At 64.9% G+C, this 12,368-nt stretch carries 16 protein-coding genes; 4 read left to right on the forward strand and 12 right to left on the reverse strand.

Going from position 1 to position 12,368, the window contains the following annotated elements; all coding sequences use genetic code 11:
• From JaAD80_RS21290 to flgB, 4 genes are all read right to left on the reverse strand, one after another.
• A partial coding sequence (locus JaAD80_RS21290; RefSeq protein ID WP_146012470.1) for a flagellar hook protein FlgE occupies positions 1-780 on the reverse strand: 780 nt, incomplete at its 3' end.
• A 52-nt stretch (positions 781-832) separates the two neighbouring features.
• Positions 833-1,528 carry a flagellar hook assembly protein FlgD gene (locus JaAD80_RS21295; RefSeq protein ID WP_102297148.1) on the reverse strand — a complete coding sequence of 232 codons (696 nt, stop codon included), beginning with the start codon at positions 1,526-1,528 and terminating at the stop codon, positions 833-835.
• 15 nt (positions 1,529-1,543) lie between these two features.
• A complete protein-coding gene (flgC, locus tag JaAD80_RS21300; protein ID WP_102297149.1) occupies positions 1,544-1,945 on the reverse strand; it encodes a flagellar basal body rod protein FlgC in 402 nt (133 codons plus the stop codon).
• 2 nt (positions 1,946-1,947) lie between these two features.
• Positions 1,948-2,394, reverse strand: a complete 447-nt coding sequence (flgB, locus tag JaAD80_RS21305) for a flagellar basal body rod protein FlgB (RefSeq protein WP_102297152.1) — start codon at positions 2,392-2,394, stop codon at positions 1,948-1,950.
• Positions 2,395-2,585: 191 nt separating this feature from the next.
• Between flgB and flgA the strand changes: the two genes are divergently transcribed.
• The 3 genes from flgA to JaAD80_RS21320 all read left to right on the forward strand — a co-directional run bounded on the left by flgA (position 2,586) and on the right by JaAD80_RS21320 (position 4,176).
• A complete protein-coding gene (flgA, locus tag JaAD80_RS21310; RefSeq protein ID WP_102297155.1) occupies positions 2,586-3,281 on the forward strand; it encodes a flagellar basal body P-ring formation chaperone FlgA in 696 nt (231 codons plus the stop codon).
• A gap of 110 nt (positions 3,282-3,391) precedes the next feature.
• Positions 3,392-3,700, forward strand: a complete 309-nt coding sequence (flgM, locus tag JaAD80_RS21315) for a flagellar biosynthesis anti-sigma factor FlgM (RefSeq protein ID WP_034787161.1) — start codon at positions 3,392-3,394, stop codon at positions 3,698-3,700.
• A gap of 8 nt (positions 3,701-3,708) precedes the next feature.
• Positions 3,709-4,176, forward strand: coding sequence for a flagella synthesis protein FlgN (locus JaAD80_RS21320; RefSeq protein WP_102297158.1), 468 nt, complete (start codon positions 3,709-3,711; stop codon positions 4,174-4,176).
• Between the two features lie 66 nt (positions 4,177-4,242).
• Here JaAD80_RS21320 and JaAD80_RS21325 read toward each other — a convergent pair whose 3' ends face one another.
• Positions 4,243-5,382, reverse strand: a complete 1,140-nt coding sequence (locus JaAD80_RS21325) for an acyltransferase (protein ID WP_308410631.1) — start codon at positions 5,380-5,382, stop codon at positions 4,243-4,245.
• A gap of 409 nt (positions 5,383-5,791) precedes the next feature.
• Between JaAD80_RS21325 and JaAD80_RS30825 the strand changes: the two genes are divergently transcribed.
• Positions 5,792-6,355, forward strand: a complete 564-nt coding sequence (locus JaAD80_RS30825) for an FxDxF family PEP-CTERM protein (RefSeq protein WP_180979523.1) — start codon at positions 5,792-5,794, stop codon at positions 6,353-6,355.
• Positions 6,356-6,639: 284 nt separating this feature from the next.
• Here JaAD80_RS30825 and JaAD80_RS21335 read toward each other — a convergent pair whose 3' ends face one another.
• The 7 genes from JaAD80_RS21335 to flhF form a co-directional block, all read right to left on the reverse strand.
• Entirely contained in the window at positions 6,640-7,503 is an 864-nt protein-coding gene (locus JaAD80_RS21335; protein WP_102297160.1) for a hypothetical protein, read from the reverse strand.
• A gap of 100 nt (positions 7,504-7,603) precedes the next feature.
• The gene (locus JaAD80_RS21340; RefSeq protein WP_102297175.1) at positions 7,604-7,966 is read right to left on the reverse strand and encodes a translation initiation factor Sui1; all 363 of its coding nucleotides are present in this window, start codon (positions 7,964-7,966) and stop codon (positions 7,604-7,606) included.
• A 195-nt stretch (positions 7,967-8,161) separates the two neighbouring features.
• Complete coding sequence (motD, locus tag JaAD80_RS21345; protein WP_102297178.1) at positions 8,162-8,956, reverse strand: flagellar motor protein MotD; 795 nt, start codon at positions 8,954-8,956, stop codon at positions 8,162-8,164.
• 5 nt (positions 8,957-8,961) lie between these two features.
• Complete coding sequence (locus tag JaAD80_RS21350) at positions 8,962-9,708, reverse strand: flagellar motor protein (RefSeq protein WP_102297163.1); 747 nt, start codon at positions 9,706-9,708, stop codon at positions 8,962-8,964.
• Complete coding sequence (locus JaAD80_RS21355; RefSeq protein ID WP_102297166.1) at positions 9,690-10,421, reverse strand: RNA polymerase sigma factor FliA; 732 nt, start codon at positions 10,419-10,421, stop codon at positions 9,690-9,692. The genes JaAD80_RS21350 and JaAD80_RS21355 overlap by 19 nt, the downstream gene beginning before the upstream one ends.
• Positions 10,422-10,466: 45 nt before the next feature.
• A complete protein-coding gene (locus JaAD80_RS21360; RefSeq protein WP_102297169.1) occupies positions 10,467-11,330 on the reverse strand; it encodes an antiactivator of flagellar biosynthesis FleN protein in 864 nt (287 codons plus the stop codon).
• Positions 11,323-12,368: flagellar biosynthesis protein FlhF (flhF, locus tag JaAD80_RS21365; RefSeq protein ID WP_102297179.1), on the reverse strand; the 1,046-nt coding region annotated here is incomplete at its 5' end. The genes JaAD80_RS21360 and flhF, both read right to left, overlap by 8 nt.

Consider the following 12,368-nt stretch of genomic DNA (forward strand, 5'->3'; position numbering starts at 1 on the left):
CGTGACGTTGGCCGGCACCAGCGGCACGGCCGTGGCGGCGGCCTGGTAGGCGGCGCGCGCAGCCAGCGCGGCAGGGTTCGTCTGCAGGGCGGCGGCGGCCTTCATGCTGGTCACTTCCATGTCGTCATTGGCCGTGTAGACGTCCCAGGTATTGGTACCGGTCTTGACGTAGAACATGGACATCGAATGGGCATTGCCCAGCGAATCATAGACGGGGACGGGAATCTGCTTGCTGTACGAGCCGCCCTGGGCCATGCTGAACGGCACCACGGTCGGCATTTCCGTGTTCGAGTTGAGATTGATTTCCGTATCCACCTTGGTGGTGGCTTGCGGCTTCATGTCCGACTGGTCGATCTGCAGGGGCACGACGGCGCCGGCGGCGATCTTGCCGTTGACGTCGACCGGGTAGCCGGTCAGCTGGGCCAGCTGGGCGTTGACGATGAAACCGTTCTTGTCGACCTGGAACTGGCCATTGCGCGAATACTGGATGGCGCCATTGACGCTGGTACGGAAGAAACCGCCGCCATTGATGGCGATATCGAGGGGATTCGACGACGTTTCCAGGTTGCCCTGGGTAAATTGCTGGGCGATTTGCGAGACCGACACGCCGATCCCCGCCTGGTTGCCGCCCACGCCATACAGCGAGTTGGCATAAATGTCGGCGAACTGCGCCTGCGACTGCTTGAAACCCACGGTGGCCGAGTTGGCGATGTTGTTACCGATGACGTCCAGCGATTTGGCGGCGCCATTCAAGCCGCTCAGGCCTTGTTGGAAAGACATTGTGTTCTCCTGGTAGATATTAGGGGTAGAGGGTCACGCTAGGGTAAGCGGCTTACAAAATCTGTTTCACGTCGGCCATGGTGATGCTGCCCACGCCCGGCACATTCAATTTCACGCCGTTCGCGCCCGTCGAGACGCTGGCAACCGAGCCGAACATCAGCGCCGTCGCATCGGTGAGCTTGGTTCCGCCGCGCGTGGCTTCCACCGCGAAGGTGTAGGCGCCATCGGCCAGCACGATGTTCTTGCCGTCCTTGTCCAGATCGGCGGTGGCGCCGTTCCAGCCCAGCGGCAAGGTGCCTGCCGGCTGCGCGCCCAGGTCGATGGAATGGACTTCCTTGCCATCCTTGTAGATGGTCACCTTGACCTTGTCGGCGGCCGTCGCCAGGTCCACGCCCAGCAGGGCGGTGCTCTTGCTCAGGTTGATGTCCTTGCCCGCAGTCAATACGCCGTGGCCGATGATGTTGGCCGCCTGCATCGACTCGGCTTGCTGGTAGCTGGTTTTCAGGGTTTCCAGGGTCGTGTTGAGCTTGTTGACGCCCGTCACCGTGGACAGTTGCGCCAGCTGGCTGGTCAGCTGCGCATTATCGAGCGGGTTCATGGGATCCTGGTTTTTCAGCTGGGTCACCAGCAGGGTCAGGAATTTGTTCGTTTCCGCTTCGACGCTGCCTGCCTCGGCCGTGCTCTTCTTCGGATTCATCGTCGCCATCAGGTCGGTGACTTTGGTGGTGCTGGTATCGATGGTTGCCATAATGGTCAGTCAGCCTTATTGGCCGATGGTGAGGGTTTTCAGGAGCAGCGACTTGGCCGCGTTCATGGTTTCCACGTTGGTCTGGTAGGAACGCGAGGCCGACAGCATGTTGACCATCTCGTCGACCGTGTTGACGTTGGGCATGGTGACGTAGCCCTTCTCGTCGGCCAGCGGATTTTTCGGGTCATAGACCAGCTTCATCGGCGACGGGTCCTCGACCACCTTCTGCACCTTGACGGCCGTGGCGCCGTTGCCCATGGGCACGGCCTCGAACACCACCTGCTTGGCACGATAGGCTTCGCCACTGGCACTGGTGGCGCTGTCGGCATTGGCCAGGTTGCTGGCCACCGTGTTCAGGCGCTGCGCCTGGGCGCTCATGGCCGAACCGGAAACATTGAAGATATTAAATAGCGACATGATTATTGTCCTCCCTGGATGGCCGTCAGCATGCCCTTGATCTGCGAATTGAGGAACGTCACGGCCGCCTCGTAGCGGATGGCGTTGTCGGCGAAGGCATTGCGTTCAAGATCCATGTCGACCGTATTGCCATCGACGGCGCCCTGGGCCGGTGCGCGGTACAGCAGCGGCGTGCCATCAGGCAGGGTTGCCACTTTGCCGCCCGCAGCCACGCTGGCCGCCACGCCCTTGCCCGCCATGTGCTGTGGCGCCGTGCCCTTCAGTGCCGGCGCCGTGCCATCGTTGCGCGCCAGCGCGCCCTTCAGGGCACTGGCGAAATCGACGTCGCGCGCCTTGTAGTTGGGCGTGTCGGCATTGGCAATATTCGAGGCGAGCAATTCCTGGCGCGTCGAGCGCAAGCTCAGCGCTGTCTCGTTGAAGCGCATGTAATCGTCGAGTTTCCCTATCATGTCAGGCTCCGGAAAGATCTGCCACTGGCGCCCGAGATGGCGGAAGGATGGCGGTAGTGTGATGACAGGAAAGATAGTACGGTGCCCACCGGCAAGACCATCGCCGGATCAGACCGTACTTTTACCCCTTAATCGTGGCTTCAAACGGGGCGGCGCGCACTATCATGGCACTATTCCAGAGGCCTATCACCATGAAAACACCGCTTGCTTTCCTCCTCGCCATGACCTTCCTGTCGCCTTCCGCGCAGGCGCAAAACGCCGGCCGGCAATCGCCGCAAGCGCTGCGCGACAGCGTGGAACAGTTCCTGCAAGTACAAAGCAATGGCTTGCCGGGCAAGGTCACGGTCACCGTCGGCGCCGTCGATCCCCGCTTGAACCTGGCCGCCTGCCCCGCGCCGCAAGCCTTCATGGCGCCGGGCGCCCGCGCCTGGGGCAAGACCACGGTGGGCGTGCGCTGCACGGCCCCGGCCAGCTGGACTATCTATCTGCAAGCCAACGTGGCCGTCGTCGGCGACTACGTGGCCAGCGCCGTGCCGCTGGCGCAAGGCCAGGCCATCGACGCCAGCCAGCTGGTGACGATGCAGGGCGACCTGGCCGCATTGCCGGCAGGCATTGCCACCGACATGGCCAAGGTGGTGGGCGCCAGCACGAATATTTCATTGCCACCTGGCACGCCGATGCGCCTCGACACCCTGCGCCGGAAGCCGGTGGTGATGCAGGGGCAGCTGGTGCGCGTCGTTTCCAGCGGCAACGGTTTCCAGGTTGCATCAGAAGGCCGCGCTATCGGCAACGCCGGCGACGGGCAAGTGGTGCAGGTGCGCACGCAGAGCGGCCAGCAGATCAGCGGCGTGGCGCGCGCGGGAGGGATGGTCGAAGTAGCATTCTGAACACGGATGGACAGCGATATTGTGGTCTGGCGCACTAAAGTTTCGGCGGAAGGTGCCGATAATAGGACAGCCCCGGAGTTTTTTGACTTCGACCAGACGAGGATCACGCTGTGAAAATTACCGACAACACCATTAAAAGCAATCCCGGCCTGCCGGTGGCGCCCGCGAGTACCTCCGGCGCCCGGAATGCCGAGAAAGCCCAGGCAACACCGACGACGTCGGACAATGTACGCCTGTCCCCGCAAGGACAGGCATTAGCGGCCAGCGCAACTGCCGGCAGCGGCGCCGTGTTCGACACGAAAAAAGTCGAGCGCATCAAGCTGGCGATCGCCGACGGCCAGTTCCAGGTCAACTCTGAAAAAGTGGCGGACGGACTCCTGGACACAGTCAAGGACCTGCTGCACTCACGAAATAGATAGGTTCCCCAATGCAATCAGTGACTCCGTTTTCCAGCCTGCGCGACGAGCAAGAGCTCATGACCACATTGCTGGCATTGATGAAGGAAGAACAGCTGCATCTGGTTGCGGCTGACATCGATGCAATCGCGGAGCTCACCGTGCGCAAGACGGCACTCATCGGCAAATTGAGCCAGCTGGCGGCGCAACGCCACCAGGCGCTGGCGGCAGCCGGCTTCACGGCCGCCGAAGCGGGCATGGAAGACTGGCTGGTGGTGGCCGAGGAAGCCGACGCGGCATCCTTGTGGAAAGCCCTGCTGGCCACGACGCGCGAGGCGAAGGAACAGAACCGCCTGAACAGCCTGCTCGTCAACAAGCACATGCTGCACACGCAGGGTGCCCTGAACGCCATGCGCCCCACGGCCCAGAGCGGCAATTTCTACGGCCCCAGCGGCCAGCCAACCACCAACACCCCGCAGCGCCGCGTCGTCATCGGCTAAGGCCTTCGCCTTACATCCCAGTGTGGAAAATAGCTGCGGCCAGCGCGGCACGATGCGCGTTTGCGCCTATGCCGATGGCTGCAAGCCTTGCACGGGCACGGGCGCCAGCAGGCGCGTGCGCAGCCGCAGACCCGGCCGCTCCACCAGCCAGTACAGCGCGGCCGCCGCCAGCAGGGCCGCGCCGTTGTAGAGGCAAAACACCAGCACGGGCGAACCGCCCAGCGCATCGCCAAGATAGGCGTCGAGCGCGTGATACACCTGCTTGTGCGTCAGGTACAGGCTGAACGCCAGAGTGGCCAGGGCCGCCGCGCCGGGCACGCGCCAGCGGCCGGGCCAGCTTTGTTCGCTGAGGCAGCCTGCCAGCACGCATGCCAGGCTGCACGACAGCAGCGGATAGCCGAAAACGATGCCGGCAAAGTCCGGCACGCCGCGCAGCAGCCACATGGCCAGCGCCAGTCCCGCCATCCCCACGCCCAGCAACAGGGCGCCACGCGCCATCAGCGCCGCCCACCAGGCGGGACGAAAACCGCGCACGACAGCCAGCACTACCCCCATCAGCAAGCCATCGAGGCGGACCGGGCTGGGCATGTAGATGAGCGCGATGAAGCGCCCGACATAGGCGCCCTGCCCCTGCAGCGGCGCCAGTTCCTGCCGCCATAGCCAGGCACGCAGCAGCATGCCGCCCAACAGCACGCCCAGCGCCATGGCCACTGTCTTGCCGGCGGCGGGCCGGCGCGCCAGCCACCACGCGACAGGCGGCAGCAGCAGATAAAAATGCTCTTCCACGCACAGCGACCAGGCATGCGAAAAGGCGCGTGCCTCGGGCGCGCCGGGCAGCACATTGATGGTGAAGGTCAGAAATTGCCACAGCGGCCGCATCAGCTCCGCCTCGCGGGACGCGGGCAGCAGCACATACAGCGCCAGCACGGTGCCATAGGCAGGCAGGATGCGCAAGGCGCGGCGCAGCATGAATTGCGTCCACCACGGGCGCCACGCGGGAGGCGTGCCCAGCGCCCATGGGCGCAGCAACTGCCAGCCGATCAGGTAGCCGCTGAGGACGAAAAACAGGTCCACCCCCATCCAGCCATAGGCGATCAGGCGGCCGGGCAGGCGCAGGCCATGGCTTTCCAGGTGATACAGCATGATCCAGGCGATGGCCACGGCACGCAGCAGATCGGGGCCGGGAGCCCGGGCGGAGGGGGGCAGACAGGGTCATGCTGTGGCTTGCAATCATGGCAACCCGCCATGATGCCACAAGCTTCGCCTGGCGTGCGCATCCGCCAGCGTCCTGCCCGCACGCCATGCGATGCCATGCGATGCGATGCCATGTCATGCCATGCCATGCCACGCCATGCGATGCGATGCGATGGCCTGCACGCAGAAACAACAGCTGCGGCCCGCGTCCCCCGCACATTTGAGCACGCTCAAACGTGCGGCAAATGATAACGATATGCTCATCCCTAGCGTACGCCGCCCAACTCCCGGTGAGACTTTCCTCACTGACACGAACATCGTTCCCCGCCGGCATAGCTAACCCATTCCACGCGTCCAGCCTGCGCTTTTGCGCTGCGCCACGACGCACGCCATTTCAATTGACAGTACACAGGAGCATGCTATGAACTCTCTCACCGTATCCAAGGCTGGCGCGGCGCTGCTGCTCGGCTGCACCCTGCTGGCGCCGGTCGCGCAGGCTGAAACGCAAGCCGTGTTCTACAACCATCTGGTCTCGACCGCCGTGGTGGCCACGCCACTGCTGGTGAACGACACGCTGTTCGTCGACACCTTCACGACGGAACGCGGCTCGCTGCTGCAAACGACCACCTTTACGGTCGGTGCCGGCGTGCAGGCATTTACAGGCAACGCCGCATGGCTGGTCACCGGCGCCACTGAATTCGGTCCCCGCCTGACCGGCGTCAACATCGACCTGTTCGACTCCAGCAATAACCTGGTGCAATCGGATACCTTCACCGGCGTGCTGGGCGCTTTTGCCCATTCGACCTTCAACGGCCTGCTGGGGCCAGGCACCTACACCCTAGTGGCGAGCGGCACCGGCACGCGTGATTCCGTGCTGGACATTTCCATCACCACGGCCGTGCCCGAACCGGAAACCTACGCCATGCTGCTGGCCGGGCTGGGCCTGATCGGGTATAGCATACGGCGCCGCAAGACGGCTGCCTGAGCGGTAGCCTGAGCGGTAGCCGGAGCGGCCGCTGGAATTGCCGCCGCACGCACGGGGCGGCAGCGGCGCCCCCATGCAAGGGCTTGCTCATGCACGGGCTTGTTCATGCTCGGACGGAGCCACAGCCGGGCGCCTCATGCCCGGGCTGGTCCATACCCGGCCTCGTCCATATCCAGCCTCGTCCATACCCGGCCTGGTGCATGCCAGGCTGGTCCATGCCAGGTCTGCGCCATGCCGTGACGGGCCGCTGCCCGGGCCAGTCATGCACGGGCCAGCTTACGCACTCAGCCCTGCGCGGGACGGCCCGCATGCTGGCGGAATTTCGCGGCGATGGCCTGTGCCTTGAGGGCGGCGGCGGCCTGCTGCTCGGGTGTCAATTCGTTTTGCAGCCAGTGCCAGTATTCATCCTGGTAGGGATTCGTCGTGCCTGGCGCAAGGATATCGTCGTACACCATGCGCAGGGCCAGCAAATAGCCATACGCCTGGGGCGCATCCTTGCGCACCACCTCCCCATCGCGCAGGTAGGCCATCATCAGGGTGGAAACGCTGCTCAGTTCCGCCTCGTCCGCCTGTGCCGTCAGCTGGGCGATGGCTTGCCGCTTCCACTCCTGCACCAGCGGATCGTCGGGACGGTTGCGCAGCGCGCTGCGGTCGCCGAACGGGCCCTCCGACAGGAACAGGGTGGCCGCGCCCGGCACGCCTGCCCTGGCGGCCGTGGCAAGGTAGGCCAGGCGTTCGTCGCGCTGGCGCTGCGTCATGCCCGCACAGAGTTGCTGTTGGGCGGCTTTTTCCTCCGCCGTCATCTCGCGCCCCAGTTCGAACTCCAGCGCCGGCAGCCGCCCTTCCTGGCCGAAGGCGATGCAGTCGTCGAGCAACTGGTAGGCCGCATACGCGTCTTCCGGCTTGCCGCTGGCCGCCAGGCGTTCCAGCCGCTGCACCAGGGTGACGGCAACGGGCGGCGCGCCGGGCACGGGAGCAGCATCGATGCTGAAATACGCGGCCAGGCTGCGTCCTTGCGAGGCGCTGGCGGCACCGGCCGCCACGGCAGCCGCGCCGTCAGGGTTCGCGGTGTCGGCGGCGGGCCAGCAGGCCAGCGCCAGCGCTGCGGCGAGCGCCGCGATGGCGATGCCGGTGAGTTTGACGTTCATGGTGAAGGGTGGGCGTGTGCGTGGACGCAGGTGGACAGGAAACGCACGTTACCACAGGCGCGCGGCAAGCTGCCGCACGAGCCGCGCACGCCAGCCCTGCTCAGCCGCCGGCCTTTTTCGGCTGGTGGCCCAACTTGACCAGCGCGGCCAGGATGGTGTCGACATGGTCGCCCTGCACTTCGATCACGCCGTCCTTGACGGTGCCGCCCGAACCGCACTGGGTGCGCAGCTGCTTGCCCAGCAGTGCCAGGGCAATGGCGTCCAGCGGCAAGCCTTTTACCACGGTGACGCTCTTGCCGCCGCGTCCCTTGGTCTGGCGCGACACGCGCACGGCGCCGTCGCCCACGGGCGCCGCCTTGGCTTGCGCCTTGCATGCGCATTGCGCCAGCGGCTGGCGGCAAGCGGGACACATGCGCCCTGTTTCAGTGGAATACACGAGGCCGCCCTGGGAACTGCTTTTCATGATGGAGAAATGGAAGAATGGGAAGGCTGCGATTGTACCAAGCGGCGGCCGGTAATTGACGGCTTCGCCACCGTCACCTTCATTGACGGCTTCGCCGCCGCAGGCAGCCATAGACCTCCGCGCCGCCCGCATCTTCGCCTGGCGGCGACGGACTTCGCTTGCGGTGCCGATTCACAGCGCCACGCGCGACGCCTTTCAGTTGGCTGGCACCGGCGCCGGAGCGGGCCCCGCAGGCGCCGTCGGCACTTCCGTGACGGTTTCCGGGATGCCCGACAAGATCGTCACGGCCACCCGGCGATTGCGCGCGCGTCCTTCCGGCGTGGCGTTCGGCGCCACGGGAATATTGTCGGCATGGCCCACGGCCGTCAGGCGCGAGGCCTGCACGCCGCTGGCGATGAACAGGCGCACGACAGCGCTGGCGCGCGCGGCCGACAGTTCCCAGTTCGAGGCAAAATTCGAGTTGCTGATGGGCTGGACATCCGTATGCCCTTCCACCTGCACCGCGTGAGGGTCGTCCTTGAGCAGCACGGCCACGGCGCGCAGGGCCTGGTCCGACTCGGCAGTCAGTCCCGCCGCGCCCGGGTCGAACAGCACGCTGGCATTGATTTCCACGCTCACGCCACGGCTCGTCTGCGTGACCCGCACTTTGCCTTCCTTCACCAGCGGCGCCAGGGTCGAGGTCAGGTCCTGCGCCAGGCGCGTCATGTGTTCGCGCTCGCGGCGGATGGCTTCCGTGCGGCGCTTCAGGGCGGGATTCGGCAGCGGGATGGCTTGCGGCGCTTCCATGATGATGGGCGGCGCGCCCTTGTCCAGGCTGAAAGCCTGGCCGATGGCATTCTGGAACACGCGGTACTTGCCTTCGTTGACTTGCGAAATCGCATACATGACAACAAAAAACGCGAACAGCAGGGTGATAAAGTCGGCGTACGAAATCAGCCAGCGGTCCTGGTTGTCCGGCTCTTCGTCATACTTTCTGCGCGCGCGCCGCATCATGGTCAATGCTCGTGCAAAAGGCTGGAAACGCGCTCTTCGATGATGCGCGTATGGTCGCCGGTGGCGATGTCGTACAGCACCGCCGCCGTGATTTCATACTGCAGCACGCGGCGCGAGACGATGGCCTTGAGTTTGTTCGCCACCGGCAGGAACAGCAGATTGGCCAGGCCCACGCCATAGATGGTCGACACGAAGGCCACGGCGATGCCGCCGCCCAGCTTGCTCGGGTCGGTGAGGTTTTCCATCACGTGTATCAGTCCCAGCACGGCGCCCAGGATGCCGATGGTGGGCGAGTAGCCGGCCGCCGACTCCCATACCTTGACGGCCTGGCGCTCGGCCATCTCGTAGGCGGAGATTTCCACGTCGAGCAGCTGGCGCAGCTTGTCGGGCGCGATGCCGTCGACGATCATGCGCAAGCCCTTGGCGTTGAAGCGGTCCGGAGTGTTTTCCATCAGGCGTTCGAGCGCCAGCGGGCCGTCGCGGCGCGCCGTCAAGCTCCATTGTCCGATATCGCGCGCCAGCGCGGCACGCGTGTCCGCCGGCGGCAGGAACACCCAGCGCAGCATTTCCAGCCCGCGCACGAAAGTGCGCAGCCGCGTTTGCAGCAGCACGGCGCCGAAGGTGCCGATGACCACGATGGCGAAGGCGGCCGGCTGCAGCAGGGAGGCCATCTTGCCGCCCTCCAGTGCCTGGCCGACCAGCAGGCCGGCCAGCGCCAGCGCCAGCCCGATTACGCTGGACCAGTCCACGCCTGCTCCCTCAAGGTTGCGCGCAGGCGCGCGACGGCCTGGGTATGCAGCTGCGAGACGCGCGATTCCGATACGCCCATCACCGCGCCGATCTCCTTCAGGTTCAGCTCTTCTTCGTAATACAGGCCCATGAGTATTTTCTCGCGTGGCGGCAGCGCATCGATGGCATCGATCACGGATTGCCGGAAATCGGTATCGAGCAGGGAACGCAAGGGGTCGCTGTCCTCGTCCACGCAATGGCGGTCGAGAAAGCTGTCATTGCCGTCCGGATCATGAAAATCTTCGTAGTACACCAGCTGGTGGCCGCCGCCGTCGCCCAGCATTTCCTGGTAGTCGGCCAGCGACATTTTCAGCAGTTTCGCCACTTCCGACTCCGTCGGCGGATGGCCGAGGCGCTGCTGCAAGGTGCTCATCGCCTCTTCGATCTTGCGCATGTTCTGACGCATGCTGCGCGGCAGCCAGTCGCTGGTGCGCAACTCATCGAGCATGGCGCCGCGGATGCGCAGCACGGCATATGTCTCGAACTGCGCGCCATGCGTCTCTTCATAACGGGTAATCGCATCGAGCAGGCCGATCATGCCGGCCTGGATCAGGTCATCGACCTCGACCGAAGGCGGCAATTTCGCCTTCATATGGTGCGCCAGACGCTTTACCAGCGGAATATGCTCCGTCAGCAAATAGTCCTTGTTCGATTTCCCTTTGACCGTGTACATAGGCTGCTTATTGTTTTCTCATCTTATCTGGTGCTACGGTTGGCTTCAGGCGCTGAACTGGTGCGGGCTCCCCGTCTGGTACAAGGTGCCGCCCAGCACGGGTGCGGCCGAGCGCGCCAGCCGTTCGGCCAGGCCGCGAAACGCCACCGAGGCGCCCGCCAGCGGAAACGCATCGACCACGCTGCGGCCCAGGCGCGCCGCGCGGTGCAGGTATTCATCGGCAGGCACCGAGCCCATCGACGTCAGTTTCACGGCCAGATAGCGGCTCGCCGCCTGCGCCATATTATCGTATACCACTTTTGCCTCGGATTCGGAAGCGCCGGTGACAAGAATGCCGAAAGGACGGCGTCCCATTTCCTGGCTCAGGCGCTTGATCAGGCAGTAGGCCGCCTTGATCGAGGTGGCGCTGGTGGACACTTGCACGACGATATCCGACGAGGCCATCAGCGGCACGGGGAAGCAGTCGCCCTCGTCGGCCATGACGCCGTCGACCAGCACGATGCCGCTCTGGCGCGCCAGTACCTCGAAGGTCTTGCCCAGGCGGCGCATCTCGTCGGCCGTGGCATAGTCCATGCTGTCCATCAAATGGTTGCGCGCGCCCAGGCTGGCCACGCCGAAGCCTTGCGGCACCTGGTGGATGACCTGGTTCAGGCCGCACTGCTGGCGCGCCACGTCGCGCAGGCTGGCGCCGTGCGCCAGTCCCAGGCGCGCAGCCACGCCATCGCTGCCGCCGGTGGCGTCGAGCAGCAGCACGTCATTGCCGCCATACGCCAGCGACGCACCCAGGTTGACCAGCATGGCGCCCTTGTCATCCTGCGGCGTGGCCGACAAAAAAGTCATCACGCGCGGCTGCGGGCCGGCCAGCATGCGGCGCAGGCCTTCGGCCTGGTCGAAATCAAAGTTAGCCAAGATGCACCCCGCGCGCTTCATTGTTGCGGGCGGCCGCCTGCGCCATCAGCAGCGGCAGTTCGGCGTCGGAAAACTGCGTCGCCGCCGAGTCGCGCTTGAGCTTGAAGGCGCGGTCGATCAGGTAGCCGCGGTCGGCCAGGTACAGGTCTTCCGGCACGCGCTGGCCGTTCGATACATAAAACAGGTTCAGCTTCTGGCGGATCACCACGTCGAGCACATTGCCGATCGAGGCCGCTTCATCGAGCTTGGTCATGATGCAGCCGGCCAGGCCGCTGCCCTGGTAGGCGCGCACCACTTCGTTGAGGGTTTCCTGCGTCGCGGTGGAATTCAGGCACAGCAGGCGTTTCACGTCGGCGCCGGCGCCCGACAGCATGGCCACCTGTTCCGTCACCATCTGGTCGCGCTGGCTCACGCCCACCGTATCGATCAGCACCGTGTGCTTGTTCTTCAATTCCTTCAGGGCAATGCGCAAGTCGGCCTCGTCCTTCACCGAATGCACCATCACGCCGAGGATCTTGCCGTAGATGCGCAACTGCTCGTGCGCGCCGATACGGTAGGCATCCGTGGTGATCAGGGCCAGCTTTTCCGGGCCGTGGCGCATCACGCAGCGCGCGGCCAGCTTGGCCGTGCTGGTGGTCTTGCCGACGCCGGTCGGGCCAACCAGGGCAAACACGCCGCCCTGCTCCAGCATGGCGTCTTCATTGGCCACGGTGTTCAGGTTGCGGCTGAGGACAGTCTTGATCCAGCGCATGCTTTGCGCGCCGTCCAGGCCGGCGGGCAGCTTGTCGATCAGGTAGCGCGCCAGGCTGGCCGAGAAGCCGGCGGCCAGCATTTCGCGCAGCACCACGGCTTTTTGCGGTTCGCGCTGCTGCGTCGAACCCCACGAGATTTCCGCCAGCTGGGTTTCCATCATGCCGCGCATGGCGCGGATTTCATTCATCATGCCGCTCATCTCGGCGGCGGCGTTTTCCTTCACATGCGCCAGCGCGCTGGCCATCATCTGCTGCATGCGGGCCATGTCCATCGGCTCGGAAGCAG

The organism is Janthinobacterium sp. AD80 (assembly GCF_002878455.1).
In the GTDB taxonomy this organism is placed as follows: domain Bacteria; phylum Pseudomonadota; class Gammaproteobacteria; order Burkholderiales; family Burkholderiaceae_D; genus Janthinobacterium.